Below are 25,079 nucleotides of genomic sequence, written 5' to 3' on the forward strand. Positions count from 1 at the left end.
GCCGCGACCGAGAGGAGCACCGCCGTGTCCACCTCGACATGGGATCCCACCAGCCTCACCGCCCGCTTCGACGAGGTGCGCTCGCACACCGAACGCCTCGCCGCCCCCTCTCACCGGAGGACCAGACCGTCCAGTCGATGCCCGACGTCTCGCCGACGAAGTGGCACCGGGCACACGTCACGTGGTTCTTCGAGACCTTCCTCCTCGAGGGCAACGAGCCCGGCTTCGCGCCCTTCCAGGACCGGTACTGGTTCCTCTTCAACAGCTACTACGAGAGCCTCGGCCCGCGCTTCTCGCGCCCCGACCGGGGCCTCGTCACCCGCCCGGGCGCGCACGACGTCGGGCTCTACCGCGGCAACGTCGATAACCGGGTCCGCGACCTCGTGGCCACCCTCGACGAGGGGTCGCTCGAGAAGCTCACCGCGACCATCGAGCTCGGCTTCCACCACGAGCAGCAGCACCAGGAGCTGCTCCTCATGGACATCAAGCACGTCCTGTCCCGCAACCCCCTCGAGCCGGTCTACGCCGGCCGCCCTCACGAGCACTGCGAGCCCGACCCGATGGGCTGGCTCGAGGTCGAGGGCGGTCTCGTCGAGGTCGGCCACGAGGGCGACGGCTTCTCCTTCGACAACGAGCTGCCCCGGCACCGGGAGTGGCTCGAGCCCTACCGGCTCGCCGACCGCCTCGTCACCAACGCCGAGTGGCTCGAGTTCATCGCCGACGGCGGCTACCGGCGCCCCGAGCTGTGGCTCTCCGACGGCCTCGCCCGGGTCCGCGCCGAGGGCTGGCACGCGCCCCTGTACTGGGTCGAGCACGACGGCGTGTGGCTCGAGCACACCCTGCACGGCACCCTCCCGGTCAACCCCGGCCTCCCCGTCGCGCACGTCAGCTTCTACGAGGCCGAGGCCTACGCCACCTGGGCCGGCAAGCGCCTGCCCACCGAGGGCGAGTGGGAGCACGCCGTCGTCGTCGACGGCCAGGCCGACGCCGCCCACTCCGGCGGCAACCTCGCCGACCTCGAGCACTACCACCCGGGCCCGGCGGGTCCGGCGGTCGACGGGCACCGGCTGCGCCAGGTCTACGGCGACTGCTGGGAGTGGACGTCCTCGGCCTACCACCCGTACCCCGGCTTCCACCCGCCCGCCGGCGCCATCGGCGAGTACAACGGGAAGTTCATGTCCAACCAGATGGTCCTGCGCGGCGGTTGCGCCCTCACCCCGCCGGCCCACGCGCGCCTCACCTACCGCAACTTCTTCCCGCACGGCGCGCGGTGGGCCCTGTCGGGGGTACGGCTCGCCGACGGTGGTGCGCCTCCGGCTCCGGCCGAGCGCCCGGAGGCCGTCGCGTGAGCGGGGCCCTCGAACCCCGGGTCCGCGTCCTCCTCGACCCCGACTGGGCCTCGGGCTCGCTCGTCGACGACGTGCGTCGCGGCCTCGGCGGGCGGCCACGGCGGCTCCCCCCGAAGTGGCTGTACGACGACGTCGGCGCCGGGCTCTTCGACGAGATCACCCGCCTGCCGGAGTACTACCCCACCGAGGCCGAGCGGGCCATCCTCACCGCCCACGCCGCCGAGGTCGCCGAGGCCTGCGACGCCGCCACGCTCGTCGAGCTGGGCAGCGGCACGAGCGACAAGACGCGCACGCTGCTCGACGCCTTCCGGTCCCCCGGCCGCTCGCACGGGCCGCTGCGCCGGTTCGTCCCGGTCGACGTCTCGGACGCCACGCTGCGCGGTGCCGCGACGATGCTCGCCGAGCGCTACCCGGGGATGGCCGTCGAGGCGGTCGTCGGCGACTTCACCCTGCACCTGGGGCACCTGCCCCGCGGCGACCGTCGGCTCGTGGCCTTCCTCGGCAGCACGATCGGCAACTTCTACCTCGAGGAGCGCCGCGCGTTCCTCGGCGCCCTCGCCGACTCGCTCGACACCGGCGAGTGGCTGCTGCTCGGCACCGACCTGGTCAAGGACGTCGACCGGATGGTCGCCGCCTACGACGACGACGCCGGCCTCACGGAACGGTTCATCCGCAACTGCCTCACCGTCGTCAACCGCGAGCTCGGGGCCGACTTCGACCAGGGCGCCTTCAGCTACGCCCCGCTCTGGGACGCCCGGATGGAGCGCATCGACATGCGGCTGCGCGCCGAGGAGCCGTCGGTCGTCCGGGTGCCCGGGGCCGACCTCGTCGTCGAGCTGGCCACCGGCGAGGAGCTGTGCATCGAGATCTCCACGAAGTTCCGGCTCGAGGGCATCGCCACCGAGCTCGCCGACGCCGGCTTCGAGGTCGCCGAGACCTGGACCGACCCCGCCGGCGACTTCGCCCTCACCCTGGCCCGTCGGACCTGACGCACCTGACGGCGGCTCCGCGCGTCGGCTCGAGGAGGTGGGCCTCGAGCCGGTGGGCCGTCGTGCCCAGCACCTCCCGGGCCATGACGCCGGAGGCCGCGAGCCCCCGCAGGATGCCGTCGCGCACCACCCGACCGACCGGGCCGGGCATTTTGGCGCTCGTCGTCCGGGCCCCGGCCCGCACGATGCCCTCGACCCGGTGGCGACGGGCGGTCTCGTAGGCGGGCAGACCGTCGAGCCCGCGGGTGCGCAGCAGGTCGACGAGCACCGCGGCGTCCTCGAGGGCCATCGCCGCCCCCTGCCCGGAGCTCGGCGAGGGCGCGTGCACGGCGTCACCGACCAGCACGCTCGCCCGGCCGTGCCAGCGCGGCACCCGGGCGAGGTCGTGCGTGTTGTCACCGGCCAGCTCGAGCCGCCCGGCGGCGATGAGCTCGGCGGCCGGCCCGGCGTCGGCCGCGGCGAGGTCGCAGAGGTGGGCCCGCCACTGCTCGTCGCTCGTCGCGGCCCGTTCCTGCGGGGTCACCTGCGGTCGCGCCTCGTTGACGAACCAGACGACCCGCCCGTTCGGGAGCGGGAAGGCGCCGGTGAAGCAGCGCCGCCCGAAGACGAACTGCCAGGCCTCGGGGGCGAGCCGCTCGTTCCACCCGGTCCCGGCGGTGACGCCGCCGAAGTTCACCATCCCGACGTAGCGCGGCTCCGGCGTCCGGGGGTCGACGGCCCGCCGCACCCGCGACCACACCCCGTCCGCGCCGACGACGACGTCACCGGTGAGGCGGCTGCCGTCGGCGAGCACGACGGCCGGGCCACCGGCGCCGTCCTCGAGCGATTCCACGGACGCACCGAGCCGCAGGTCGGCGCCGGCCGCCACCGCCGCGTCGACGAGCAGGGCCGAGAGGGCCGAACGCTTCATCGTCAGTGCCACCGAGCCGTCGGCCAGGGGCGTCCCGAGCGGTACCTCGCCGAGCACGCGGCCGCCCGAGGCGAGCAGCCGGTTGGTGCGAGCGGACCACCCGACGGCCCGCGCGGGGTCGAGCACGCCCAGCCGGTCGAGGACGTCGAGGCCGTTCGGCGCCAGCGTGATCCACGACCCCTCGTCGGGGTCGAGTGCCGGCCGGCGCTCGAGCACCGTCACGTCGAGCCCGACCCGCCGGGCCGCGAGCGCCGTGGCCGCCCCGGCGACCCCTCCTCCGACGACGAGTAGCCTCATCTTCGACCTCTTCCGTACGACGATCAAACATTTCGATATTCGAAAGAGTAGGTGGATGGACCCGCGGAGTCAACTGGTCGCCTCGCTCGGCGACGCGATGCAGCGCTACCAGCGCAGCGTCCAGGCCTACGACGACGCCGTGGGGCGGGCCCTCGACCTCGGCCCGGCCGACCTGCGCTGCCTCGACTGGCTCGTCGACGGCCCGAAGACCGCCGGCGCGCTGGCCACCGCCACCGGGCTGCGGCCGGCCGCGACGACCGCGCTCATCGACCGGCTCGAGGCCCGCGGCCTCGTCGAGCGGGTGCGCGACGAGTCCGACCGCCGCCGCGTCCTCGTGCGGATGACGGAGGAGGGCTCCCGCGAGACCTACGCGATGTACGCGCCGCTCGTCGACGAGGGCACCCGGCTCTTCGACGGCGTCACGGACGCCCAGCTGCGGGCGATGGGGGGCCTGCTCGAGCGGATGCGCGAGATGACCGACCGGCACGCCGAGCGCCTGCGCGGCGACGGCACCTGAGCGACCCCCGGGTCGAGGTGACACCCGACCGGATCCGGGTCGCCTGTCACCTCGAACCGGGCGAGCACCTTCGACAACATCGCCCGTCGCACCCGGAGTGGTCGGCGGCACCTCGCCGGTCACCCAGACTGGGGGATGCTGCTCGAGGGGTCCCACGTCCTGCTGACCGGCGCGACGGGGACCATCGGGTCCGCCCTCGCGGCCGGGTTCGCCGCGCTCGGTGCGCGGCTGACCCTCGTGGCCCGTGGTGCCGGCCCCCTGACGGACCTCGCCGGCGAGCTCGGGGCCACCGCCCTCCCGGCGGACCTGACCCGCACCGACGAGCTCGCCGACGTCGTCACCCGCGCCGAGGACGGCCTCGGCCCGGTCGACGTCCTGGTGCACAACGCGGGAGTCGAGGTGCTCGACGAGCTCGCCGATGCCGACCCCGCCGAGCTGGCCGCGGCCGTCGCCCTCAACCTGACCGCGCCGCTCGTCCTCACCCGCCTCGTGCTGCCCGGGATGCTGGCGCGCCGCCGCGGCCACGTCGTGGCGCTCTCCTCGCTCGCCGGGGTCGCGAGCTTCCCGGGGCTGGCCGCCTACGGTGCGACCAAGGCCGGCCTGACCCACGCGATGGCCGGGCTGCGGCTCGAGCTGCGCGGCACCGCGGTCCGCACGACGACGGTCGAGGTCGGGCCGGTCGAGTCGCCGATGATGGACCGCATCACCGAGCACCCGCCGACCGCCCGCGCCTTCGCCCGCGCCCACGGCCTCCACCTCCTGCGCAGCCTCGGCCCCGACGAGGTGGCCGGAGCCGTCGTCGACGCCGTCGCGCGCGACCGCCGACACGTGCGCCTGCCCCGGCGCGCGGCCCCGCTCGCCGCGGTCGCCGCGGCGCCCCGCGCCCTGGTCCGCACCGTCCTCACCGGCCTCCCGACGGCGACGGCCACCCGGAACGCCACCCCGGCGAGGACGCGATGAGCCGCCGCCCGAGCCGCCACCCGAGCCGCCGCCCGGTCCGCCGCAAGATCGCCGTCGCCACGTGGCGCGCGCCCACCGAGGGCCGCATCCACGCCCGCACCGAGGTCGACGTCTCCGCCGCGCTGGCCCACCTCGAGCACCTGCGCGCCAGCACCGGCGTCCGGGTCACCCTCACCCACCTCGTCGGCGCAGCCCTCGGCCGGGCCCTGCGCGAGGTGCCCGAGGCGCGCGCCCGGGTCGTGCTGGGGCGGCTGCGCACCACGGACGACTGCACCGTCGCCTTCGCCGTCGACGTCGAGGACGGCTTCGACCTCGCACCGGTCCGGGTCGCGGACGCCGACCGGCTGAGCACCGTCGAGGTCGCCGAACGCGTCGAGGCCTCCGTCTCGGGCGTCCGCGGCGGGACCGACCGCCACCACCGCCGCACCAACGCCCTGGTCCACCTCGCACCGACGTGGGCGATGCGCACGGTCCTCGACGTCGCGAGCCTCCTCGTCGGCGGGTTCGGCGTGCCGGCGTTCGGCCAGCCCGGCCGCCCCTCGGCACGGCGTTCATCTCCAACGTCGGCACCCTCGACCTCGACGAGGCCTTCCTGGCCCCGGCGCCGTTCGCGCGGACCGCCGTGTACCTGGCCGTCGGGACCGTGCGCGAGCGCCCGGTCGTCGTCGACGGCGAGGTCGTCGTGCGGCCGGTCGCCGTCCTCGTGGCGACCGCCGACCACCGGATCCTCGACGGCGCGCACGCCGGGCGCCTCCAGCGGGTGGTCCTCGAGCTGCTCGCCGACCCGGCCCGCCTCGACGTCCCCGGCGCCGGTCCGCCCGGCTGACCCACCGGCACGCGACGAGGGCCCGTCCGGTGGACGGGCCCTCGTGGTGTCGTGCGTCGCGCAGCCGTCAGGGGCGCTGCCCGGCTCCATCTGCTGAGCGAGATACTGCGGGACGCCGATCCGCTCGATCGCGTCGAGCTGGGACTCGAACCAGTCGGCGTGCTTCTCCTCGTCGCGGACCATCTCCTCGAAGATGGCGGCCGAGCCGTGGTCGCCGAGCTCGTGGCACTCCTTGGCAGCGGCGTTGAACTGCGCGACGGCCGTGAGCTCGCCGGCGTGGGCGAGGCGCAGCATCTCCTCGGCGGTCTCGCCGACCGTGAGGGGGAGCAGCTTCTGGATGTTGGGGTGACCCTCGAAGAAGAGGATCCGCTGGATGAGGGCGTCGGCGTCGCGCATCTCGTCGATGGACAGGTCGTAGAAGACCTTGCCGAGCCGGGTGAAGCCCCAGTTGTCGAGCATCCGGGCGTGGAGGAAGTACATGTTCGTCACGGTGAGCTCGAAGGTCAGGGCCTCGTTGAAGAGCTCGACGACACGACGGTCAACTGGCTGCACGGATGGTCTCCTCGTCGATGGACAGTGCCCGCAGGTCGTCCATCGTGCGGGCCCGGCTGACGTCATGCTCGCAGACGAGGGCCTTGACCGTGAAGACGCAGCCCCCGCAGTCGGTGCCGGCACCGGTGGTGCGGCAAACCTCGGCGAGGGTCACGGCGCCCTCCTCGACGGCCCGGGTGATCGTGGCGTCGTTGACGACCTTGCAGTGGCAGACGATCACGGCGCCTCCTCCCGGGTCCGTCCCCACGGCCGGTCCGCGGAGTCAGGGTCACCTAACCACATGAAGGTGAGGCTCACCTAATAAGTGTCCGTGATGTGGCCGTCCGCCCGAGGCCGCGGTGGCTAGCGTGGGGCGGGTGGACACGACGTCAGCGCGGATGCGACCGGCCGGGGCCCCGGACGAACCCGCGGTCCGCCGCGTCTGCCTCCTGACCGGCCTCGCGGGCGCCGACGCCTCGGACCGACACGCCGACCCCGAGCTGCTGGGGATGGTGTGGGCAGCGCCCTACCTGCACGCGCCGGGCGCCGTGGCCCTCGTCGTCGAGGACGAGGAGGGGGTGGCGGGGTACTGCGTCGCGGCCGCCGACACCGCGGCGTTCGAGCGCTGGCTCGAGGCCGACTGGCTGCCACCCCTCCGCCGGGCCCACCCGCAGGGGTCGGGCGACACCCCGGACGACGCCGCGCTCGTCCGGCGGCTGCACGCCTGGCCCCGTGCCGAGCCCGCGCTCGTCGTGGCGTACCCGGCCCACCTGCACGTCGACCTGCTGCCGCGCCTCCAAGGACGGCGCTGGGGCCGCCGGCTCGTCGAGGCGGTGCTCACCGAGCTCGGCTCGCGCGGTGTCGCCGGGCTGCACCTCGTCGTCGACCCCGCGAACACCGCGGCCACCGGGTTCTACGAGCGGCTGGGGTTCGAGCGGCTGGCCGCCGACGGGGGCGGCGTCACCTACGGCCGCCGGCCGCTGGGCTGACGGCCCCGCCTCGGACGGCCGGCGTCAGCCCTGGGTGCCGCGCCCTCGCTCGGCGACCTTGCGCCTGGCCAGCGGGACGCCGACCGTGGCGAGGGCCTGCCAGACCAGCCAGCCGAGGGCGGTGTAGGCGGTCTTCTTCGTACGGCTCATGGGGTGTCCTCCCGTGGTGGGTGAGTGGGGATGCGGACGACGGGGCCTGCCACTCCTGGTGGCAGGCCCCGTCGGGTCATCGGGTCAGGGCTGCGCTCAGGAGAGCGTGTCCTTGATGTTCTCGCCGGCCTTCTTGACCTTGGCCTCGGCCTGGTCGGCCTTGCCCTCGGCCTCGAGGCGCTCGTTGTTCGTCGCGTCGCCGATGGCCTCCTTGGCCTTGCCGGTGAGGTCCTGCGCGGCGTTCTTGGCCTTGTCAGCGATACCCATGGTGGTGTCCTTTCTGTGGGGTGACCGTGCGGTCAGGGGGGGTTCAGGGGGTGGTTCAGGTGGTGGTTCAGGTGGTGGCCGCGTTCCGCGGCGGGCGGTGCACCCGCACGAGGTAGCGGACCGGGACGGCGCCACCGGTGGCCGTGGCCACCTCGGCGTCGACCGCCGCCAGGTCACGGCGCAGCTCGGTGAGCGAGGCGTCGTGCCGGGCGGTGACGGTGACCTCGACGACCCCGGCGTCGGGGCCGGAGCCCACGGACCCGGAGGCCGACTCGGTGGCGAGCCGGGACTCGGCGGCTGCCGCCACGGCGTCCGCCAGGGCGGCGAGACGCAGGCGCAGGCGCCCGTCCTCCCCGCTGTCGGGCAGCGAGACGGAGCGGATGCCGACCCGGCGCAGGTGGCTCGCGAGCCAGGACAGGCCGGCGACGACGAGCAGGACCCCGACGGGGGCCAGCGCCCAGACCCACCAGCCCGCGGAGGCCCACGAGTCGGCGCCACCCACGGCGAGCGTGTCGGTGTCGGGGCCAGCACGCCGGCCCACCAGAAGGCGAGCGCGACGCCGCCCCCGAGGAGCAGCAGCCCGACGACGAGGGTCAGGGTGCGGTCGAGCCGCACGGCCGAGCGGGTCATCGCGAACCTCCGAGGGTCGAGACCTTGACGGAGACGCGCGGGGTGGGGTCGAGCCCGTCGAGCGCGTCACGGACGGCGTCCTGCACGGCGCCCTTCGCACCGTCGGCCGCGGTGTCGACGACGGTGACCCTGAGCGCCACCGAGCGCCGAGCGGCCCGCGAGCGGACGGTGACCACACCGTCGACGTCGGAGGCGGCGAGGTCGGCCACCCGGGCGACGTCCCGCGGCTCCAGCCACGCGTTCGTCCCGTCGCCGAGGGAGACGGCGGTGCGGGGCCGGCGGCCGAGGGCGCGGCGCACGAGCCACAGGCCCAGCAGGGCGACGAGGACGGCCACGACGGGCACCCACGCGTCCTTGCCGACACCGTCGGCGAGGACGCCGGCGACCGGCTCGAGCCAGGACGGCCCGGGCACCCAGCCGAGGGGGACGAGGGCGTCACGCACGGCGATGACGCCGAGGGCGAGGACCACGAGCGCGATGGCGACACCGGTCGCGGCGGCCGGGGGCGCCCCGGACGGCGCGTCGACGGCGGGCGTCATCCGCTCCTCACGGGGGACCCGCTCCGGTTCCGTCGCGGGGACCGGCAGGGTCCGGGTGCTGCTCATCGGTGCCTCCTGTCCTGGGGCTCGAGGTGGGTGACGGTGACGTCGACCGCGTCGACGGTGGAGCCGGTCACGCGGGCGAGCGTGCCGGCGACGGCGTCGCGCACGGACGCCGTGGCGGCGTCGAGCGGGGTCGGCCAGACGAGGGCGACCTCGAGGCGCACGCGGACGTGGTCGTCGCTGCGGCGGACCTCGACGCGGGGCAGCGAGCGCCCGACGAGGGCGCCGGCGCCCCGGTGCTCCACGACGCCGGAGGCACCGAGGGTCGCGGCCCGGGCCGTCCGCTCGTAGACCCGGTCGTCGATGACGGTGCGTCCACGCGTGGCGGCCGGGGCGAGCCCCTCAGCCACGGTCGCGGTTCGGGACGAGGGCCCCGAGGTCCACCGAACCGTCGCGCTGCGCGCCGAGCAGGAAGCCGGCGCCGCCGAGGACGATCGCGAGGAGGAAGCCGCCGAAACCGCCGGTGGTCGCCGCGAGGGCGAGCAGGAGGCCGGCGAGGAGGCCGATGACGGGAGTGCTCATGGTGCGTTTCCGTTCGTGGGGTGGGCTGGTGGGTCAGGAGGGGAGGTCGGCCGCGGGGTCCTCGTCGGGGACGACGACGTCCTCGACGACGACGGTGACGGCGGAGCCGGTGACGGCGCGCACGCTCTGCCGCACGGCGTCGGCGACCTCGCGGATGCGGGAGCCGTGCTCGACCGAGATGTGCACCTCGGTGTCGTCGTCGGACTGCCGGATGCCGGCGACGCGGCGGCCGGGCAGGAGCGTCACGGCCTCGCCGAGCGCGCCGCCGTGGAGGTCGACGACGCCCGGGACGGACCGGACGGCCTCGGCGACGCGGTCGACGAGCTCGCCGGTGGGGGCGCCGCTCACCGGACCCGCTCGCTCTCCTCGTCCTCGGGGTCGCCGTCGATCACCACGTCGTGGACGGTGATGTCGACGACGGTGACCTCGAGCCCGGTCATCCGCTCGACGGCGGAGATGACGTTGGAGCGGACGGCCTCGGCGAGGTCGCCGATGGCGATGCCGTACTCGGCGACGAGGTCGAGCTCGACGGCGGCCTGGGTCTCGCCGACCTCGACCTTGACGCCGAGCGTCGGGTCGGAGGCGACACCGGAGATCCGGTCGCGGATGGCGCCCACGGCGCGCGCGGCGCCCTTGCCGAGGTCGGCCACGCCGGAGACCTCGCGGGCGGCGATGCCCGCGATCTTCAGGACGACGGTGTCGGCGATGACCGTGCGGCCGTGGCCGTCGGCCCCGGTCTTCGTGACGGTGCTCGACGCGGGGGCGGTCGACGGGGTCGGGCTCGCGGTCGTCTCGGTGGCGACGGTGGTCGCGCGGGTGGTCTCGCTCATGGTCTCTCCTTCGAGGGTGGGAAGGTCTGTTCACGAGGTGGGTCGCGCCGGGTGGGCCGATCCGCACGCCGGTGGGTGTGTGACGTGCGCCACACCGGTGCCGGGCCGGGCACCGCCCGGAGCCATCCGGCGCTTGACCTGCAGGATGTCCGGAGCGGCCGGACGGGACGGAGGAGCCGGTGGTGGTCACGACCTCCTCGCGTCCCCGGGCCCGGGCCTCGGCGCAGGACCGTCGCGATGACGTCGCCCTGGCCCGCGCCGCCGCCCTCGGTGACCGCCGCGCCTTCGAGGAGATCGTGACGCGGCACGGCCCGTCCCTCACCCGGTACGCGCAGCGCGCGGTCAGCGACCGTGGCGAGGCCGAGGACCTCGTCCAGGAGGCGCTCGTCGCGGCCTGGCGGTCCCTCGACCGGTTCGACGGCCGCTCGGCGCTGCGCACCTGGTTGTTCGGCATCCTCGCCCACAAGATCGCGAGCGCCCGACGCCGGCGCAGCGCGGTCCCCGTCGAGGACGAGCGGCTCGACCGTCCCGTCGAGGACGGCCCGGGCGACCCGGTCCGGCACGCGTCCGACACCGAGCTGCGGGCCGCGCTCGAGGCGGCCCTGCGCACCCTCCCCGAGCGGCAGCGGTCGGTGTGGGTGCTCGTCGAGGTCGAGGGCCTCAGCCAGCCGGAGGTCGCCGAGGTGCTGCGGACGACCCCGGACGCCGTGCGCGGTCAGCTGTTCCGCGCCCGCCGGTCCCTGGTGGAGGAGATGCGACAGTGGAGGACATGACCAGCGCGGACGGACCGGGGCGCGACGCCCCGGTGAGCGTCGAGGAGGAGGCCCTCCTCGGCCGCTCGGCGCGCCTGCTCGCGTCCGAGGACCCCGAGGGCTTCATCGACGTGAGCGCCCGGGTCCGCTCGACGGTCCGGGCCACGACCCGTCGCTCGCGGCCCGTGCACGCCGTGTTCCCGGAGGACACCGGAACGGTTGTGCCGGAGGAGGACACGCTCGTCGTCCGCGAGTGGGTCGTCGTCGGCGAGCTGCGCGAGGCGGTCGGGGCCCTGGAGGGCGTCACGCCGACGCAGATCACGGTGACGCTCGACGGCGACGTCTGCACCGGGGCCGCCCTCCACGTCACCGCGACGTTCGGGGCCGTCCTCGCCGAGGCCGCCACCCGGGTGCGCCGGACCGTGCTCGACACCCTCGAGGACCTGCTCGGGCCGGCGGCCTTCGACGCGTCGACCGCCCCCGTCGACGTGACCATCGACGACGTCCTGCCCTGACCCCGGCCGCGGAGAACCTCCACCGGGGACGGTCGCACTACCCTCGCGCCCATGGACGAGACGAGCGAGCCCCCGTCGGCCCTCCCGACGGCCCTGGGCGCCGAGCGGCTGGTGTTCTTCACCGACGCCGTCGTCGCCATCGCGATGACCCTGCTCGTGCTGCCGCTCATGGAGAGCGTCACCGAGGCCGCCGCGGAGGGCGGTGACACCGCCGAGTTCGTCTCCTCGCACGCCAACCAGCTGTTCAGCTTCGGGCTCTCGTTCGCGATCATCGCGGTCTTCTGGCAGAGCCACCACCGCGTCTGGGAGCGGGTGCGCCGGCTCGGCGGGCCGCTCTTCCTGCTCAACACTCTCTGGCTGCTCGGCATCGTCTGGCTGCCGGTCGCCACGGCCATGGTCGGGCAGATGGAGACCGACCGGCTCCAGGCGACCCTCTACATCGGCGCCATGCTCCTGTTGAGCGTGACCCTGACGCTCGTGTCGCGGCACCTGCTGACCCACCCCGACCTCGCCGTCGAGGGCGCACTGCCCGGCGTGCGCCGCGGGGTGCGCGTGACGACGGTGCTCTCGGTGCTCTTCACCGTCGCGCTGCTCGTCGTCCTGGCGTTCCCGGGCGTCGGGTACTCGGCGCTGTTCGTCCTCTTCCTCACCCAGCCGCTCTCGACCCTGCTCCGGCGACGGGCCGAGGGTCCTCAGACCGCCTGAGCCGCGCCGTCGCCCCGTCCGCCGTGCCACACCGGGGGGTCGGCGGGGGAGAGGTCGGGGTCGTCGTCGGCGAGGGTGCGGATGCGGCCCACCTCGGTGTCGGGTCCCTCGAACCGGATGGTGACCCGCCCGACCCCGCTGCCCTGCACCCATCCCCGGCCGTGCTCGGCGTGCTCGACGTCCTGGCCGGGGCGCCACGTCGGACGACCCGGTGCCGGCTCGGGCGCCTCGACGACCTCGACGACCTCGACGTCCGCCGTGGGAGACGGGTCCGGGGTGCCGCCGGCGTCGGGGCGGTCGAAGTCGTCGACGGCCGTCCGCACCGGGGCGACCGGCTCGTCGAGGAGCCCGTCGAGCAGGTCGGGCTGGCTGTACAGCGAGAGCCCGGAGACGCCGACCCCGATGAGCCGCAACCCGTTCGAGACGTCGAGGCCGCCGAGCAGCCGCTCCGCGTGGCGCACCACCACCGCGTCGTCGTGGGTCGGCTGGTCGAGGGTGGTCGAACGGGTGAGCGTGCTGAAGTCGTGCCGGCGCACCTTGAGCACGACGGTGCGCCCGGAGAGCCCGTCGTCGCGCAGGCGGGCGCCGACCCGGGTGGTCAGGTCGCGCACGTGACGGCCGAGGGTGACGCGGTCGGTGACGTCGGCGGGGAAGGTGGTCTCGGCGGAGACCGACTTGGCGGCCCGCTCGGTGACCACCTCGCGGTCGTCGACCCCGCGGGCGAAGGCGTGCAGCTGGGTGCCGTGCGCCTTGCCGAGGAGGGCGACGGCCTCGTCGAGCTCGAGGCCCGCGAGCCGGCCCACCGTGCTCACCCCGTGTGCGGCCAACCGGGCGGCCGTCGCGGGACCGACCCCGGGGACGGCGCGCACGGACATCGGGGCGAGCCGCTCGGCCTCCTCGCCGGGCGGGACGACGAGCGAGCCGTCGGGCTTGGCGAGGTCGGAGTGGATCTTCGCGACGAGCTTGCTCGTGCCGGCCCCGACCGACGCGGTGAGGCCGGTGGCGGCGTGGATGCGGGCGCGCAGGTCCTCGACGACGGCGGTGACCGACTCGACGGTGGCGTCGGGGTGGCTCGGCGTGAGGTCGAGGTAGGCCTCGTCGATGGAGACCTGCTCGACGAGCGGGGTGAGCGCGCGGGCGAGGTCCATCACCCGCACCGAGGCGTCGCGGTAGGCCTCGAAGCGCGGGGCGAGGTAGGCAGCGTTCGGGCAGCGGCGGCGGGCCTCGGCGGTCGGCATCGCGGAGTGCACCCCGAAGGCGCGGGCCTCGTAACTGGCAGTGGAGACCACGCCCCGCCCGCCGACCCCGCCGACGACGACCGGCTTCCCGCGCAGCGAGGGCTTGTGCAGCTGCTCGACGGCGGTGAAGAAGGCGTCGAGGTCGAGGTGGAGGATCACCGGCCGCGAGCGCACGCTCCCAGTCTCCCCTCCGCCGCCGACGCCGGATGTGCCGGTCAGTCGGTGGCGAGGCGCTTCTGGCGCCGGGTGTCGCCGGCGTGCAGCGCCCAGGCGACGAGCAGCGGCTGGAAGAACAGCCGGGCGAGGCGCTTCTCGTCGGTGTCGAGGCCGAAGCCGTCCTTGCGCTCGAGCCACTGCGCGACGTTGCCCGGGAAGACGGCGACGAAGAAGAGCGCGCCGATCCGTCCGATCCCAGCCCGCGAGGGCTGTCGCCAGGCGAGCAGGGTCGCGGCACCGAGGGCGATCTCGGCGTACCCGGACCACACGACGACGTCGTCGGGCTCGACCGGCATCCACTCGGGCACCTGCGCGCGGAACTCCTCGCGCTGGGTGGTGAGGTGCAGGGTGCCGGCCGTGACGAGGAAGGCGCCGAGCCCCACCTTGCCCGCGCCGCGCAGGGCACGACCGAGGGTCTCGCGCCGGGTGGGGGTCTCGTTCTCGTCGCGGGGAGTCATGTCCCCATTCTGCGAGGTGGCGGCGGAGCGCGGGGCGACGGCTCCGGACGGGTGTCGCGCGGACTGCTCGGTTGCGCCGGGTGCTGACCCATCCGAGAGCCACCGACGCATGCTCTGCCGGCCCTGTCCCCCTGTCGGTGCCCGCCCCTAGCGTGCGGCCATGAGCACGCAGCGGTACTGGGTCCTCGTCGCCTCGCGCGACCACGCACGCCGGGGCCTCGAGGGTGGCTTCGTCATGGCCAACCACGGCAAGCGCGCCCCGATGGCCCGGATGTCGCGGGGCGACGCGGTCATCGTCTACTCGCCGACCACGACCTTCCCGAAGGGCGAGCCGCTGCGGGCGGTGACGTTCGTCGGCGAGGTCACCGGCGACGAGCCCGAGCCGAGCACCGTCATCCCGGGCGGCTTCCGGCGGCGGGCGGCGCTGCGCGAGGTCGCGCCCGTGCCGCTCGCCGACATCCGCGAGCACCTGCCCACCGCGAGCATCCGCTTCGGCTTCTTCGAGCTCGACGCCGCCGCGGGCGAGGCGGTCCTCGCCCGCGCCGCGCCCCGCTGAGGATCCCGCCACATCGGCTTCCGTTGTCGGTTACCCGCGGGTAGCGTGCCCCGGATGAAGCGGCCCGACCTCACCGTCCTCGCCATCCCCGCGTTCGTCGGGGCGATGGCCGCCGAGTACTGGTGGCAGAAGCGCCACCCGGCGCCGGCCGGCACGACGCGGGCCGGCGACTACGAGCTGGCCGACACCGTGGCGAGCCTGACGATGGGCGTCGGGAGCCTGCTCGCCCCCTTCGTCGCGCAGCGCGTCCTCGACCCGGTCACCCCGGGTGTCGGGCGGCGCGCACGCTGGCTGATGGGCACCGCGGTCGCTGCCTCGGCGACCACCACGGTGCTCGACGTCGTCCGGCGCCACCGCGCGGGCGGCGGTCTGCCCGAAGCGGGTTCCATCCCGGAGGCGGCCCGCCAGGTCCGCCGGGTCGGGGTCGCGGGGCCGGACCTCGCCGCCGAACCGCCCGCCCTGCGACGGGTGACGGGCGGGATGGCCGTGGCCGCCGTCGCCTCGACCGCGCTGACCGTCGCCACCACCTGGTCGGCGCAGACGAGCGGCACGCGGCTCTTCGCGACGAACCGGCGCGACCTCGGCACCGGGCTGCTCGCGAACGCCGTGGCCCTGCTCGGGTGGGACGCCATCTACTACTGGAACCACCGCTTCAACCACGAGAGCCGGTGGCTGTGGGCGATGCACGTCGTGCACCACAGCAGCGAGCGGTACAACCTCTCGACGGCGCTGCGCCAGCCGGTCGCAGAGGGCCTGACGATGAGAGTGCCGTACGGCCTGCTCGCCCTGGTCGGCGTGCGGCCCAGCGTCATCGAGAACGCCCGCGCGCTCAACCTCATCTACCAGTTCTGGATCCACACCGAGGCGGTCCGCTCGATCGGCTGGCTCGAGAAGGTCCTCAACACGCCCTCGCACCACCGGGTGCACCACGGGTCGAACTCGCGCTACCTCGACCGCAACCACGGCAGCATCCTCATCGTCTGGGACAAGCTCTTCGGCACCTTCGAGGAGGAGGACGAGCCGGTCGTCTACGGACTGACGAAGAACATCGGGACGTACAACCCGGCGGTCATCGCGACCCACGAGTGGCGCGACATCGGGCGCGACATCGCCGGCTCGCGCACGTGGGGCGACCGCTGGTCGTTCCTCCTGCGCGGGCCCGGCTGGGCGTACGACCGCCACCGGGCGCTCGCCGCGGCCGGCGTCCCCGAGATGGAGCCCGCCCCGGCCGTCCCCGTCGTCGGCTGAACGATCACGGGGGACACGACCGGTCGTGCCTCAGAAGGCGTGGGACCCGAACCGGCCCCACGCGACGAACGCGGCCAGGAGCAGCAGCACGACGTTGACGACGATCATCTGCGTCTCGCCCCGGCGAACGTGGACGACGGCGGCGCCGACCATCGTCAGCGCGAGACCGGTGGCGGCGAGCGGCACGAGGACGGGCGCGATGCCGGTGACCGCGGGGAGCACGAGGCCGAGGGCGCCGAGGACCTCGACGGCCCCGATGCCCTTGACGGCCCCGGGGGTGAAGTCCTCGACCCAGGCGAGCCCGGACTCGGCGAGCTGGGCCTTGGGACGGGTGAGCTTCATGGCGCCGGCGGCGAGGAAGGCGAGGGCGAGCAGGCCGGCGACGACCCAGAGCAGGATGTTCACGGTGGTTCCTTCCGAGGAGGTTGTTCAGTTCATACATGAACTGAAGACCGAGCGTCGCGCATTCCCGAGCCGATGTCAATCACTTGCACGATGAAGTAACATGCCGGGATGGACGATGACGTGCGCTGGTTGGACGCCGACGAGCAGCGGGCGTGGGTCCTGGTGTCGCAGATGATGATGCGCCTGCCCGGTGCCCTCGAGAGCCGGATGCAGAAGGTCGCGGGCATCGGGTACTTCGAGTACCTCGTCCTCTCCGGGTTGTCCATGGCACCCGGCCGCCGGATGCACCTCAAGGACGTCGCACGGTTCAGCGGGAGCTCGCTGTCGCGGCTGTCCAACACCGTGCGTCGCTTCGAGGAGCGCGGCTGGGCCCGGCGCGAGGTCGACCCGGAGGACGGACGCTCGACGTTCGGCGTGCTCACCGACGCGGGGTTCGAGGTCGTGCGGGTGGCGGCGCCACTGCACGTCGAGGAGGTGCGCCGGCTCGTCCTCGACCCGCTGACCGCCCGCCAGCTGGCGACCATCGGCGAGGCCTCACGGCGCATCGTCGCGGGCATCGATCCCGAGGGGCCGTTCGAACCCATCGACGTGCCCGGCTGAGGGCCGCCGGCGGCGAGCGCTCAGCCGAACGCTTCGGCGGGCACCTCGGACGTCCCGGCCTCGATCGCGTCGAGGACCGCGTCCGCGACGACCTGCGGGTCCAGCCCCTGCGGCAGGCGAGGCGCGGCGCCGGCGAGCGGCCGGGTGGCCAGGCCGGTCTCGGTGTGGGGCGGGCGGAGGTCCATGACGTCGACCCCCTGCCTGCGCAGCTCGCGGGTCAGCGCGCGGTCGGCTGCGGTCAGGGCGGCCTTGCTCGCGGAGTAGGCGGCCATCCCGGCCATCGGTGACTCCGCGACGACGGCGCTCAGCTGCGCGACGAACCCCCGGGACTCGGTGAGCAGTGGCAGCACCCGTCGCAGGAGGAACAGCGGGCCGAGGACGTTGGTGAGGAAGAGCTCCTCGAGGACGGCGTCGTCGGTGTCGAGGAGGCTGCCGAAGGCGACGACTCCCGCGGCGTTGACCACACCGTCGAGCCGACCGTGCCGCTCGCGGGCGGCGTCGGCCAGCCGGGTCCCGAGCTCGGCGTCCCCGAGCTCGCCGACGACGGTGACGGTGTCATCGGGCAGGCCGAGGGCCGCCAGGCGATCGTGGTCGCGGCCGACGAGGAGCGGGTGTCCGCCCCGGTCCGCGATGCCCCGGGCGATCAGTGAGCCGAGGGCGCCGGACGCCCCGACGACGGCGACGACGGAGCCCTGCAGCGGGTGGGAGGCCATGGCGCCAGTCTGCGGGCGCGGGCCACCTCCGCTGCCTCCCGTGATGCGGCCGCCCGCTTGCCCGTCGAACCCTCGCGGATGCGGCAGGGCGGGTGCGCCAGGGGCGGAGGTGCGCACGGGGGGACTCCGGGGGAGCAGCCACCTCCTGCGTCGGTGCCTGCTGCCCCCTCCCGGCATCCCCGAGCACACATGTCGAGAGGGAGTCGGCTGGCGCCGACTCCCTCTCGTCATGTGTGCGCAAGGGGGATTTGAACCCCCACGCCCTTTCGGACACTGGCACCTGAAGCCAGCGCGTCTGCCGTTCCGCCACTTGCGCGTGGTGCTCGGATGAGCCGTCCCAGTGTGCCCGATGCACCCCGGTTCGGACAAAACGCCCCGGCCGCGCGCGGCTGGACCGGCTCTGGTCCACCCTGCGGGCTCTGGTCCGGAACGCCGGATGGCGGTGAGAAGTCGCCGCCATCCGGCAGATCCGACCAGAGCCGGGAGCAGCGTCCGGACGTCCGAGGCATCCCGGATGCACGTCCGGTGGAGGTATCCGGCCACCGTCACGAGGCGGTCGGATACCTCGAACCGTCCGGCCGCGACGCCTCAGGACATCGGCGGTGCCTCGACCACCGGCACCCCGTCACCCGCTGCTCCGTCGCGACGCGCCCGGTTGCCCCGCGACCGCAGCCGCACCCCGGGCAGCGCCGGCGCCGGGATGCGCCCCACCGGACCGGAGTACCCCTCGACCCGTCCGAAGGCCCCGCCACCGAGCCGTCGGCCCCGGACTCCCACTCCTCCCGCGCCGCCACGACCTCGTCGTGCGACCGGCCGATGAAGTTCCACCACATGACGACCTCCTCCCGGAACGGCTCGCCGCCGAGCAGCAGCACCCGCCCCCGGAGGACCCCGCCGCCAGCCGCACCGTCGACACCCCCGCCTCGTGCACGGCCAGCTCGGCCACTCCCACCGACGCACCGTCGACGTCCACCGGTCCCGCGTCGACGAGCACGCCCAGCTCGAACCCGTCCGGTACCGGCACCTCGAGCGACGCGCCACCGGCCAGCACGACCTCCACCCCGAGCAGCGGCGTCTCGACCGACACCGGCGACTCCGACCCCCAGAGCGATCCGACGAACACCCGCGCCTCCACGCCGTCGGCCGGGTGCACCACCGGTGGCACGTGGTGCTCGAAGCGCGGCTCGATGCCGGCCGACCCCGACGGCAGCACCACCCACAGCTGCGCCCCGTGCAGCACCGACGTCCCCGCGGTCGACACCTCCGAGTGCGAGATGCCCCGCCCGGCGGTCATGAGGTTGACCTCGCCCGGACGCACCACGGCCACCGTCCCCAGCGAGTCGCGGTGCTCGACCGAGCCGCTGAACAGCCACGACACCGTCGCGAGCCCGCAGTGCGGGTGCGGCGCGACGTCCATCCCGCCGCTCGTGGCGACGTCGTCGGGCCCGTAGTGGTCGGCGAAGCACCAGGCCCCGACGAACGAGCGCTCGCGGGCCGGCAGGGTGCGCCGCACCGTCATCGCCCGCGGCCCACCGAGCGGCACCTCCCGCGGCCGCAGCACCTGCACCGACGCCACCATCCCCCCACGGTACGCACGGATCCCCCACACCTCCCGTGCACGCCCTTCAGGGCTCACCCAGTGTCGGCAGATACGCTGGACCGACGTCTGTTGACCCCACGACCGACGAGGGAGGTGCGCCGTGGGCCTGCTCGACCGCCTCGAGGCGGGCATCGAGCGCGCCGTGCAGGGCACCTTCGCCCGGCACCTGCGCTCCGCCGTCCACCCCGTCGAGATCGCGAGCAACATCCGCCGCGCGATGGACGACCGCGCCGTCACCTCCTCGGGCCGGGCCATCGTCCCCAACGTCTTCGTCATCGAGCTGAGCCCCGGCGACTTCGACCGCCTCCAGCCCGACCTCCGGGGCGTCGAGGACGACCTCGTCGCCGCCGCCGAGGAGCACTGCGAGGGTCAGCACTACCAGCCGGCCGGCCCCATCGACATCGTCTTCGAGGAGCACGAGGACCTCGAGACCGGTGTCTTCCGGCTCCGTCCGTCCAAGGCCAGCCGCCCCCGCGCCACCGGCCACACCGGGCAGCAGCGCGCCGCCCGTCCCCGGCCCCGGCCTCACCCGCACCGTCGCCCGGCCCCGCCCAGGCCGCCGCAGCGGCAGCCGCCGCGGCCGCCGACGACGACGAGGTCGACGACGACGGCCCCACCCGCCCGAACCGCCAGCAGGCCGCCCCGCCGGCCCGACCGCGGCGCGTCAACCCCGCCGACCGCCCCTGGCTCGACGTCGACGGCGAGCGCTACCCCCTGATGGGCGCGATGACCATCCTCGGGCGCGACGACAGCGCCGACATCATCCTCGACGACCCGGGCATCTCCCGCCGGCACAGCGAGCTGCGGGTCACCACCGACGGCCCGCACTTCGTCACCACCGCCCGCGACCTCGGCTCGACCAACGGCACCTTCGTCAACGGCGAGCGCATCACGAGCACCCACCTCGAGGACGGCGACCGCATCACGGTCGGCCGCACCTCCATCACCTTCCGCGCCGGACGGCGGTGACCCGTCGATGATGAGCGAGCTGACCCTCACCGTGCTCCGGCTCGGGCTGCTCGTCGGGCTCTGGGCGTTCGTCTTCGCCGTCGTCGGCGTGCTGCGCGGCGACCTCTACGGCACGCGCGTCAACAAGCGCGCCGCGGCCTCCCCGCCCGGCCGTCCACGCCGCCCCAGGGCATCGACGGACGCCGCGGTAAGGCCGCCAAGGCCGCCAAGCCGTCGAAGAAGGGCCCGACCCGGCTCGTCGTCACGGCCGGCCCCCTCTCGGGCACGACGCTGCCGCTGCGCCCGGCCGGCACCCTCATCGGCCGCAGCCCCGAGTGCGCCCTCGTCCTCGACGACGACTACGCCTCGGGCCGCCACGCGCGGCTGTACCAGGACGACAAGGGCACCTGGTTCGTCGAGGACCTCCGGTCGACCAACGGCACCTACCTCGGGGCGACGCGGCTCACCGAGCCGCGTGAGGTGGCCGCAGGCAGCGTCCTGCGGATCGGGCAGACGATGCTCGAGCTCCAGAGGTAGCCGATGCCCTTCGCCTTCCACTACGCGGCCCGCTCCGACGTCGGCATGGTCCGGTCCAACAACGAGGACTCGGGCTACGCCGGTCCCCACCTGCTCGCCATGGCCGACGGGATGGGTGGTCACGCCGGCGGCGACGTCGCCAGCTCGACCGTCGTCGCGGCGCTCGTCGGCCTCGACGGCGAGGCGCTCTCCGGGCGCGACGCCGGCCAGGCCCTCCTCGACCGCATCCACGCCGCCAACACCGAGATCGGCGACCGGGTCCACGAGGACCCCAAGCTCGACGGGATGGGCACGACCCTCATCGCGATGCTGCGCACGGGCGACCGCATCGTCCTGGCCCACATCGGCGACTCACGCGCGTTCATGGTCCGCGACGGCCAGGTCACCCAGGTCACCAAGGACCACTCGTTCGTCCAGAACCTCGTCGACGAGGGCCGGATCACCGCCGAGGAGGCGACCACCCACCCGCAGCGCTCGCTCGTGACACGGGTGCTCACCGGCGCCGCCGACGACGAGCCCGACCTCGTGGTGCGCCAGGGCAAGGCCGGCGACCGCTACGTCATCGCCTCCGACGGCCTCACCGACTACGTCGCGCGCGACACCGTCGACGACGTCCTGACGAGCACCGCCGACCCCGGCGAGTGCGCCGACCGGCTCGTCGCCCTCGCCCTGCGCGCCGGCGCCCCCGACAACGTCACGGTCGTCGTCGGCGACCTCGTCGACATCTCCCGCGCCGATGCCCCGCCCACCCAGCCCCAGGTCGTCGGGGCGGCCGCCGCGAGCCGTCGAGGCACCCGCCCCATCCCCGTCACCCCCGCCGCCAAGGCCGCCGCGCTGACCAAGGCGGCCACCGGTGTCGACGACGAGGACGACGAGGGCGTCACCCTGGCCGAGGAGGGCCCGCGCACCCGACGGGGCACCGCGCTGCGGGTGCTGGCCGCGCTCATCGTCACGCTCGTCGTCGTCGCGGGCGGCTCGTACGCCGCGTACGCGTGGTCGCAGCGGCAGTACTACCTCGCCGAGCAGGACGGCATCGTCACCGTCTTCCGCGGCGTCGACCAGGACCTCGGCCCGATCTCGTTGTCCTCCACCGAGTACTCGACGACCATCCCCGTCGACGACCTGCCGGCGTCCTACCAGGAGAGCATCCGTCGCGGCATCGACGTCGGCAGCCGCCGCGAGGCCGACGACCGCGTCGCCGACCTGCGCCTCCAGGCCGCGGCCTGCCGCTACGCCCGCAGCCAGGACGAGGCGTGCCGCACCGTCGAGAGCACCTGGGCGCCGCCGACCCCGACCCCGTCCGCCTCGGGCTCCTCCACCGCGACCGTCCCCGTCCTCCCGAACGACGTGCCCTCGTCCACCCCGACCACCCCACCGCCGTCGTGAGCGTCGTCTCCTCCGTCGCCCCCCGGTCCGGGCGCACCACCGAGCTCGTCCTCACCCTGGGCGCGGTCGGCATCGTCGGGCTCGCCTACGTCAACCTCGGTCTCGCGACGAGCGGTTCGGTGCCGCCCGGGCTCGCGGCCCTCGGCCTCGGCTACCTCGGCGTCGCGATGGCCTTCCACCTCGTCCTGCGCTGGCGGGCCTCGTACGCCGACCCCCTCATCCTCCCGATCGTCACGCTGCTCAACGGCCTGGGCCTCGTGATGATCCACCGCGTCGACCTCGCCAAGGGCCGCGACATCGCCGACGGCGTCGCGCTGCGCCAGCTGATGTGGAGCGCGCTGGCCGTCGCCATCGCCGCCGGCGTGCTCGTCGTCGTGCGCGACCACCGGCTGCTGCGCCGGTACACGTTCCTCGCCGGGGCGGTCGGCTTCGCCCTGCTCCTGCTGCCCCTCGTGCCCGTCGTCGGCGACCAGCAGTTCGGCGCGCGCATCTGGATCAAGGTCGGCGGCTTCTCCTTCCAGCCCGGTGAGATCGCCAAGCTCGCCCTGGCGGTGTTCTTCGCCGGCTACCTCGTGCAGACCCGCGACGCCCTGTCGGTCGCCGGCCGCAAGGTCCTCGGGATGACCTTTCCGCGCGCCCGCGACCTGCTGCCCATCCTCATCGCCTGGTTGGCCAGCCTCGGGGTGCTCGTCTTCGAGAAGGACCTCGGCTCCTCGCTGCTGTTCTTCGGGCTGTTCGTCGCGATGCTCTACGTCGCCACCGAGCGGGTGTCGTGGATCGCGATCGGGCTCGCGCTCTTCGGGGCCGGCGCGTACGTCGCTTACCTGATCTTCGGCCACGTCCAGACCCGTGTGCTGCTCTGGCTGCACACGTTCAGCCCGCAGGCGCTCGAGACGTCCGACCAGCTCGCCAAGGGCCTCATGGGCATGGCGGCCGGCGGGATGTTCGGCACCGGCCTGGGCCGCGGGCGACCCGACCTCACCTACCTCGCCGAGTCCGACTTCATCATCCCGAGCTTCGGTGAGGAGCTCGGCATGATCGGGCTCTTCGCGATCCTCGTGCTCTACGCCCTGCTCGTCGAGCGCGGCCTGCGCACCTCGCTCGGCACCCGTGACGGGTTCGGCAAGCTGCTCGCCGCCGGCCTGTCGTTCTCGCTGGCCCTCCAGTGCTTCGTCGTCGTCGGGGGCGTCACCCGGGTCATCCCGCTCACCGGCCTCACCGCGCCGTTCCTCTCCTCCGGCGGCTCCTCCCTCCTCGCGAACTGGACCCTCGTCGCCGTGCTCCTGCGCATCTCCGACCACGCCCGCCGCCCGCTGCCCGACCCGGCCGCGGGCAGCGCGGTGGCCGAGGCGCGCACCGAGGTGGTGAGGCTCCCGTGAACACCCCCGTGCGCCGGCTCTCCTTCCTCGTCGCGGCCCTGTTCGCCGCCCTGCTCGTCTCGACGACCCTCATCCAGTACGTCTTCGCCTCCGACCTCAACGGCCGCCCCGACAACCGGCGCACCCTGCTCGCCACGTACGCCCGCGAGCGCGGCGAGATCCTCGTCGGCCAGAACCCCGTCGCGAAGTCGGTCCCCACCGACGACGAGTTCAAGTTCCAGCGCACCTACGACGACCCCGAGCTGTACGCGCACATCACCGGCTTCTACTCCTTCTTCGGGGCGGTCGGTGGGCTCGAGCAGTCCGAGAACTCGCTCCTCTCCGGCGCCAGCGATAAGCTGTTCTACCGCCGGGTCTCCGACCTGTTCACCGGTCGCCGGCCCTCGGGCGCCACCCTCGAGACGACCCTCGACCCCGCCGTGCAGAAGGCCGCGTCCGACGGCCTCGGCGACGCCAAGGGTGCGGCCGTCGCGCTCGACCCGAAGACCGGCGCCATCCTCGCGATGGTCAGCCACCCGAGCTTCGACCCGAACACCGTCGCGGGCCACGACCTCGGCACGGTCGACAAGAACTACCAGGCGCTCACCAAGGCCACCGACCGCCCGCTCGTCAACCGGGCCATCGGCGGCGACCTCTACCCGCCGGGGTCGGTCTTCAAGGTCGTCACGGCCGCCGCCGCGCTCTCCACGGGCGACTACACCGCCGACTCCGAGCTGCCCGGCCCCGCCGAGCTCGACCTCCCGCTGACGAACGCGACGCTGCCCAACCACGACGGCGGCGCGTGCAGCCCGTCCGGCAAGGTGAGCCTTGAGCAGGCCCTCGTCGTCTCGTGCAACACCGCCTTCGGCGACCTCGGCATGAAGATCGGGGCCGACACCCTGCGCGAGCAGGCCGCGAAGTTCGGCTTCGGCGACGCGCCGAGCGTGCCGATGCGGGTCACCCCGAGCAGCGTCCCCGCCGAGCTCGACGAGCCGCAGCTCGCGCAGTCGGCCATCGGGCAGTACGACGTGCGGGTCACCCCGATGCAGATGGCGATGGTCGCCGCCGGTGTCGCGAACAAGGGCGTCGTCATGCAGCCCTACCTCGTGCAGTCGGTCATCGGCTCCGACCTGTCGGTCATCGAGACCGCCGAGCCCACCGAGCTCTCCGAGGCGGTCACGCCCGAGGTCGCCTCGACGCTGACCGACATGATGGTCGCCGTCGTCGACGACGGCACCGGCCGCCGGGCGCAGATCAGCGGCACGAAGGTCGCCGGCAAGACCGGCACCGCCGAGCACGGCAAGGGGCGCCGGGCCCACGCCTGGTTCATCTCCTTCGCCCCGGCCGACGACCCGAAGATCGCCGTCGCGGTCGTCGTCGAGGACGGCGGCACGGCCGGCAGCGAGACGAGCGGTGGCGCGGTCGCGGCACCGATCGCCAAGCAGATGATGGAAGCACGGTTGAACCGATGAGGA

The 25,079-nt window shown here is 74.3% G+C and carries 33 protein-coding genes, 1 tRNA gene and 3 pseudogenes; 19 read left to right on the forward strand and 18 right to left on the reverse strand.

All coding sequences use genetic code 11. From position 1 onward, the window contains the following. Nucleotides 1-137: 137 nt before the first annotated feature. A complete protein-coding gene (gene egtB / locus G7075_RS16275) occupies nucleotides 138-1,349 on the forward strand; it encodes an ergothioneine biosynthesis protein EgtB (RefSeq protein ID WP_205860544.1) in 1,212 nt (403 codons plus the stop codon). Then, nucleotides 1,346-2,338, forward strand: a complete 993-nt coding sequence (gene egtD / locus G7075_RS16280) for an L-histidine N(alpha)-methyltransferase (protein WP_166123399.1) — start codon at nucleotides 1,346-1,348, stop codon at nucleotides 2,336-2,338. The genes egtB and egtD overlap by 4 nt, the downstream gene beginning before the upstream one ends. Here egtD and G7075_RS16285 read toward each other — a convergent pair. Then, nucleotides 2,316-3,545 (reverse strand): FAD-dependent oxidoreductase, encoded by a 1,230-nt coding sequence (locus tag G7075_RS16285; RefSeq protein WP_166123401.1) that lies wholly within the window; start codon nucleotides 3,543-3,545, stop codon nucleotides 2,316-2,318. The genes egtD and G7075_RS16285 overlap by 23 nt on opposite strands. 55 nt (nucleotides 3,546-3,600) lie before the next feature. Here G7075_RS16285 and G7075_RS16290 point away from each other — a divergent pair, with 55 nt between their 5' ends. The 4 genes and pseudogenes from G7075_RS16290 to G7075_RS23065 all read left to right on the forward strand — a co-directional run bounded on the left by G7075_RS16290 (nucleotide 3,601) and on the right by G7075_RS23065 (nucleotide 5,848). Continuing rightward, a complete protein-coding gene (locus G7075_RS16290) occupies nucleotides 3,601-4,062 on the forward strand; it encodes a MarR family winged helix-turn-helix transcriptional regulator (RefSeq protein ID WP_166123403.1) in 462 nt (153 codons plus the stop codon). Between the two features lie 135 nt (nucleotides 4,063-4,197). Then, a complete protein-coding gene (locus G7075_RS16295) occupies nucleotides 4,198-5,022 on the forward strand; it encodes an SDR family oxidoreductase (RefSeq protein WP_166123405.1) in 825 nt (274 codons plus the stop codon). Continuing rightward, nucleotides 5,019-5,366: pseudogene (locus G7075_RS23060) on the forward strand (2-oxo acid dehydrogenase subunit E2); the annotation flags it as partial. The gene G7075_RS16295 and the pseudogene G7075_RS23060, both read left to right, overlap by 4 nt. Before the next feature lie 110 nt (nucleotides 5,367-5,476). Continuing rightward, entirely contained in the window at nucleotides 5,477-5,848 is a 372-nt protein-coding gene (locus G7075_RS23065; RefSeq protein WP_166124428.1) for a 2-oxo acid dehydrogenase subunit E2, read from the forward strand. Nucleotides 5,849-5,944: 96 nt separating this feature from the next. On the opposite strand, the pseudogene bfr reads toward G7075_RS23065, so the two are convergent. Beyond that, a pseudogene (gene bfr / locus G7075_RS23070) lies at nucleotides 5,945-6,466 on the reverse strand (bacterioferritin); the annotation flags it as partial. Further along, on the reverse strand, nucleotides 6,387-6,620 hold the full coding sequence (locus G7075_RS16315) for a bacterioferritin-associated ferredoxin (protein ID WP_166123407.1): 234 nt from the start codon (nucleotides 6,618-6,620) through the stop codon (nucleotides 6,387-6,389). The gene G7075_RS16315 and the pseudogene bfr, both read right to left, overlap by 80 nt. Before the next feature lie 136 nt (nucleotides 6,621-6,756). Here G7075_RS16315 and G7075_RS16320 point away from each other — a divergent pair, with 136 nt between their 5' ends. Then, nucleotides 6,757-7,368 (forward strand): GNAT family N-acetyltransferase, encoded by a 612-nt coding sequence (locus G7075_RS16320; protein WP_240917690.1) that lies wholly within the window; start codon nucleotides 6,757-6,759, stop codon nucleotides 7,366-7,368. Between the two features lie 24 nt (nucleotides 7,369-7,392). Here the strand turns inward: G7075_RS16320 and G7075_RS22125 are convergent, their stop codons facing one another. The 8 genes from G7075_RS22125 to G7075_RS16355 all read right to left on the reverse strand — a co-directional run bounded on the left by G7075_RS22125 (nucleotide 7,393) and on the right by G7075_RS16355 (nucleotide 10,369). Beyond that, nucleotides 7,393-7,518, reverse strand: a complete 126-nt coding sequence (locus G7075_RS22125; protein ID WP_256378039.1) for a hypothetical protein — start codon at nucleotides 7,516-7,518, stop codon at nucleotides 7,393-7,395. A gap of 96 nt (nucleotides 7,519-7,614) precedes the next feature. Continuing rightward, on the reverse strand, nucleotides 7,615-7,785 hold the full coding sequence (locus G7075_RS16325; protein ID WP_166123409.1) for a CsbD family protein: 171 nt from the start codon (nucleotides 7,783-7,785) through the stop codon (nucleotides 7,615-7,617). A gap of 67 nt (nucleotides 7,786-7,852) precedes the next feature. Beyond that, nucleotides 7,853-8,287: a hypothetical protein gene (locus tag G7075_RS16330; RefSeq protein WP_166123411.1), complete on the reverse strand. Its 435-nt coding sequence runs from the start codon at nucleotides 8,285-8,287 to the stop codon at nucleotides 7,853-7,855. Nucleotides 8,288-8,411: 124 nt separating this feature from the next. Continuing rightward, nucleotides 8,412-9,020 (reverse strand): DUF6286 domain-containing protein, encoded by a 609-nt coding sequence (locus G7075_RS16335; RefSeq protein WP_166123413.1) that lies wholly within the window; start codon nucleotides 9,018-9,020, stop codon nucleotides 8,412-8,414. Continuing rightward, nucleotides 9,017-9,367 (reverse strand): Asp23/Gls24 family envelope stress response protein, encoded by a 351-nt coding sequence (locus tag G7075_RS16340; RefSeq protein WP_166123415.1) that lies wholly within the window; start codon nucleotides 9,365-9,367, stop codon nucleotides 9,017-9,019. Before G7075_RS16340 ends, G7075_RS16335 begins: the two co-directional genes overlap by 4 nt. Next, entirely contained in the window at nucleotides 9,360-9,539 is a 180-nt protein-coding gene (locus G7075_RS16345) for a DUF2273 domain-containing protein (RefSeq protein ID WP_166123417.1), read from the reverse strand. Before G7075_RS16345 ends, G7075_RS16340 begins: the two co-directional genes overlap by 8 nt. Before the next feature lie 33 nt (nucleotides 9,540-9,572). Then, on the reverse strand, nucleotides 9,573-9,887 hold the full coding sequence (locus tag G7075_RS16350) for an Asp23/Gls24 family envelope stress response protein (RefSeq protein ID WP_166123419.1): 315 nt from the start codon (nucleotides 9,885-9,887) through the stop codon (nucleotides 9,573-9,575). Continuing rightward, on the reverse strand, nucleotides 9,884-10,369 hold the full coding sequence (locus G7075_RS16355; protein ID WP_166123421.1) for an Asp23/Gls24 family envelope stress response protein: 486 nt from the start codon (nucleotides 10,367-10,369) through the stop codon (nucleotides 9,884-9,886). Before G7075_RS16355 ends, G7075_RS16350 begins: the two co-directional genes overlap by 4 nt. A gap of 182 nt (nucleotides 10,370-10,551) precedes the next feature. On the opposite strand from G7075_RS16355, the gene G7075_RS16360 reads away from it, so the two are divergent. From G7075_RS16360 to G7075_RS16370, 3 genes are read left to right on the forward strand one after another with little or no spacing between them, the layout of a single operon-like run. Continuing rightward, nucleotides 10,552-11,142, forward strand: coding sequence for an RNA polymerase sigma factor (locus tag G7075_RS16360; protein ID WP_166123423.1), 591 nt, complete (start codon nucleotides 10,552-10,554; stop codon nucleotides 11,140-11,142). After that, nucleotides 11,139-11,636 (forward strand): hypothetical protein, encoded by a 498-nt coding sequence (locus G7075_RS16365; RefSeq protein ID WP_166123425.1) that lies wholly within the window; start codon nucleotides 11,139-11,141, stop codon nucleotides 11,634-11,636. Before G7075_RS16360 ends, G7075_RS16365 begins: the two co-directional genes overlap by 4 nt. Nucleotides 11,637-11,687: 51 nt before the next feature. Further along, nucleotides 11,688-12,341 (forward strand): TMEM175 family protein, encoded by a 654-nt coding sequence (locus tag G7075_RS16370; protein ID WP_166123427.1) that lies wholly within the window; start codon nucleotides 11,688-11,690, stop codon nucleotides 12,339-12,341. Here G7075_RS16370 and G7075_RS16375 read toward each other — a convergent pair. Together G7075_RS16375 and G7075_RS16380 are read right to left on the reverse strand one after the other, a co-directional pair. Beyond that, the gene (locus G7075_RS16375) at nucleotides 12,329-13,753 is read right to left on the reverse strand and encodes a DNA polymerase IV (RefSeq protein ID WP_166123429.1); all 1,425 of its coding nucleotides are present in this window, start codon (nucleotides 13,751-13,753) and stop codon (nucleotides 12,329-12,331) included. The two genes, G7075_RS16370 and G7075_RS16375, sit on opposite strands and share 13 nt — an antisense overlap. Before the next feature lie 41 nt (nucleotides 13,754-13,794). After that, a complete protein-coding gene (locus tag G7075_RS16380) occupies nucleotides 13,795-14,253 on the reverse strand; it encodes a hypothetical protein (RefSeq protein ID WP_205860545.1) in 459 nt (152 codons plus the stop codon). A gap of 160 nt (nucleotides 14,254-14,413) precedes the next feature. On the opposite strand from G7075_RS16380, the gene G7075_RS16385 reads away from it, so the two are divergent. Next, a complete protein-coding gene (locus G7075_RS16385; RefSeq protein ID WP_166123431.1) occupies nucleotides 14,414-14,809 on the forward strand; it encodes an EVE domain-containing protein in 396 nt (131 codons plus the stop codon). 54 nt (nucleotides 14,810-14,863) lie between these two features. Next, nucleotides 14,864-16,057 carry a sterol desaturase family protein gene (locus G7075_RS16390; protein ID WP_166123433.1) on the forward strand — a complete coding sequence of 398 codons (1,194 nt, stop codon included), beginning with the start codon at nucleotides 14,864-14,866 and terminating at the stop codon, nucleotides 16,055-16,057. 30 nt (nucleotides 16,058-16,087) lie between these two features. On the opposite strand, the gene G7075_RS16395 is transcribed toward G7075_RS16390, so the two are convergent. Then, nucleotides 16,088-16,462 (reverse strand): DoxX family protein, encoded by a 375-nt coding sequence (locus tag G7075_RS16395; RefSeq protein ID WP_166123435.1) that lies wholly within the window; start codon nucleotides 16,460-16,462, stop codon nucleotides 16,088-16,090. A gap of 108 nt (nucleotides 16,463-16,570) precedes the next feature. On the opposite strand from G7075_RS16395, the gene G7075_RS16400 reads away from it, so the two are divergent. Continuing rightward, a complete protein-coding gene (locus G7075_RS16400; RefSeq protein WP_166123437.1) occupies nucleotides 16,571-17,062 on the forward strand; it encodes a MarR family winged helix-turn-helix transcriptional regulator in 492 nt (163 codons plus the stop codon). 20 nt (nucleotides 17,063-17,082) lie between these two features. Here the strand turns inward: G7075_RS16400 and G7075_RS16405 are convergent, their stop codons facing one another. From G7075_RS16405 to G7075_RS23080, 4 genes and pseudogenes are all read right to left on the reverse strand, one after another. Then, on the reverse strand, nucleotides 17,083-17,775 hold the full coding sequence (locus G7075_RS16405; protein WP_166123439.1) for an SDR family oxidoreductase: 693 nt from the start codon (nucleotides 17,773-17,775) through the stop codon (nucleotides 17,083-17,085). A 234-nt stretch (nucleotides 17,776-18,009) separates the two neighbouring features. Then, nucleotides 18,010-18,091: transfer RNA gene (locus G7075_RS16410), tRNA-Leu, on the reverse strand. Nucleotides 18,092-18,320: 229 nt separating this feature from the next. Further along, nucleotides 18,321-18,608, reverse strand: a complete 288-nt coding sequence (locus tag G7075_RS23075) for a hypothetical protein (RefSeq protein ID WP_371814100.1) — start codon at nucleotides 18,606-18,608, stop codon at nucleotides 18,321-18,323. Nucleotides 18,609-19,048: 440 nt separating this feature from the next. Further along, nucleotides 19,049-19,582, reverse strand: a pseudogene (locus G7075_RS23080) (pirin family protein); the annotation flags it as partial. Here G7075_RS23080 and G7075_RS16420 point away from each other — a divergent pair. From G7075_RS16420 to G7075_RS16440, 6 genes are all read left to right on the forward strand, one after another. After that, complete coding sequence (locus tag G7075_RS16420; protein ID WP_240917691.1) at nucleotides 19,476-20,093, forward strand: DUF3662 domain-containing protein; 618 nt, start codon at nucleotides 19,476-19,478, stop codon at nucleotides 20,091-20,093. The pseudogene G7075_RS23080 and the gene G7075_RS16420 sit on opposite strands and share 107 nt — an antisense overlap. Before the next feature lie 8 nt (nucleotides 20,094-20,101). Next, nucleotides 20,102-20,344, forward strand: coding sequence for an FHA domain-containing protein (locus G7075_RS21575; RefSeq protein ID WP_240917692.1), 243 nt, complete (start codon nucleotides 20,102-20,104; stop codon nucleotides 20,342-20,344). A 297-nt stretch (nucleotides 20,345-20,641) separates the two neighbouring features. After that, complete coding sequence (locus G7075_RS23085; protein ID WP_371814254.1) at nucleotides 20,642-20,860, forward strand: FHA domain-containing protein; 219 nt, start codon at nucleotides 20,642-20,644, stop codon at nucleotides 20,858-20,860. Nucleotides 20,861-20,863: 3 nt separating this feature from the next. Beyond that, the gene (locus tag G7075_RS16430; RefSeq protein ID WP_166123441.1) at nucleotides 20,864-22,246 is read left to right on the forward strand and encodes a PP2C family serine/threonine-protein phosphatase; all 1,383 of its coding nucleotides are present in this window, start codon (nucleotides 20,864-20,866) and stop codon (nucleotides 22,244-22,246) included. Further along, on the forward strand, nucleotides 22,243-23,625 hold the full coding sequence (locus G7075_RS16435) for an FtsW/RodA/SpoVE family cell cycle protein (protein WP_166124431.1): 1,383 nt from the start codon (nucleotides 22,243-22,245) through the stop codon (nucleotides 23,623-23,625). Before G7075_RS16430 ends, G7075_RS16435 begins: the two co-directional genes overlap by 4 nt. Next, nucleotides 23,622-25,076 (forward strand): penicillin-binding protein 2, encoded by a 1,455-nt coding sequence (locus G7075_RS16440; protein ID WP_166123443.1) that lies wholly within the window; start codon nucleotides 23,622-23,624, stop codon nucleotides 25,074-25,076. Before G7075_RS16435 ends, G7075_RS16440 begins: the two co-directional genes overlap by 4 nt. Nucleotides 25,077-25,079: the final 3 nt, after the last annotated feature.

The organism is Phycicoccus sp. HDW14 (assembly GCF_011383005.1).
Lineage (GTDB): Bacteria > Actinomycetota > Actinomycetes > Actinomycetales > Dermatophilaceae > Phycicoccus.

Coding starts and splice junctions, on each gene's coding strand:
- egtB (WP_205860544.1), top strand. CDS start 138: ATGCCCGACGTCTCGCCGACGAAGTGGCACCGGGCACACGTCACGTGG.
- G7075_RS16285 (WP_166123401.1), bottom strand. CDS start 3,545: ATGAGGCTACTCGTCGTCGGAGGAGGGGTCGCCGGGGCGGCCACGGCG.
- G7075_RS16290 (WP_166123403.1), top strand. CDS start 3,601: ATGGACCCGCGGAGTCAACTGGTCGCCTCGCTCGGCGACGCGATGCAG.
- G7075_RS16295 (WP_166123405.1), top strand. CDS start 4,198: ATGCTGCTCGAGGGGTCCCACGTCCTGCTGACCGGCGCGACGGGGACC.
- G7075_RS22125 (WP_256378039.1), bottom strand. CDS start 7,518: ATGAGCCGTACGAAGAAGACCGCCTACACCGCCCTCGGCTGGCTGGTC.
- G7075_RS16325 (WP_166123409.1), bottom strand. CDS start 7,785: ATGGGTATCGCTGACAAGGCCAAGAACGCCGCGCAGGACCTCACCGGC.
- G7075_RS16335 (WP_166123413.1), bottom strand. CDS start 9,020: ATGAGCAGCACCCGGACCCTGCCGGTCCCCGCGACGGAACCGGAGCGG.
- G7075_RS16345 (WP_166123417.1), bottom strand. CDS start 9,539: ATGAGCACTCCCGTCATCGGCCTCCTCGCCGGCCTCCTGCTCGCCCTC.
- G7075_RS16355 (WP_166123421.1), bottom strand. CDS start 10,369: ATGAGCGAGACCACCCGCGCGACCACCGTCGCCACCGAGACGACCGCG.
- G7075_RS16365 (WP_166123425.1), top strand. CDS start 11,139: ATGACCAGCGCGGACGGACCGGGGCGCGACGCCCCGGTGAGCGTCGAG.
- G7075_RS16370 (WP_166123427.1), top strand. CDS start 11,688: ATGGACGAGACGAGCGAGCCCCCGTCGGCCCTCCCGACGGCCCTGGGC.
- G7075_RS16380 (WP_205860545.1), bottom strand. CDS start 14,253: ATGACTCCCCGCGACGAGAACGAGACCCCCACCCGGCGCGAGACCCTC.
- G7075_RS16385 (WP_166123431.1), top strand. CDS start 14,414: ATGAGCACGCAGCGGTACTGGGTCCTCGTCGCCTCGCGCGACCACGCA.
- G7075_RS16390 (WP_166123433.1), top strand. CDS start 14,864: ATGAAGCGGCCCGACCTCACCGTCCTCGCCATCCCCGCGTTCGTCGGG.
- G7075_RS16400 (WP_166123437.1), top strand. CDS start 16,571: ATGGACGATGACGTGCGCTGGTTGGACGCCGACGAGCAGCGGGCGTGG.
- G7075_RS16405 (WP_166123439.1), bottom strand. CDS start 17,775: ATGGCCTCCCACCCGCTGCAGGGCTCCGTCGTCGCCGTCGTCGGGGCG.
- G7075_RS23075 (WP_371814100.1), bottom strand. CDS start 18,608: ATGTGGTGGAACTTCATCGGCCGGTCGCACGACGAGGTCGTGGCGGCG.
- G7075_RS21575 (WP_240917692.1), top strand. CDS start 20,102: ATGACCATCCTCGGGCGCGACGACAGCGCCGACATCATCCTCGACGAC.
- G7075_RS16430 (WP_166123441.1), top strand. CDS start 20,864: ATGCCCTTCGCCTTCCACTACGCGGCCCGCTCCGACGTCGGCATGGTC.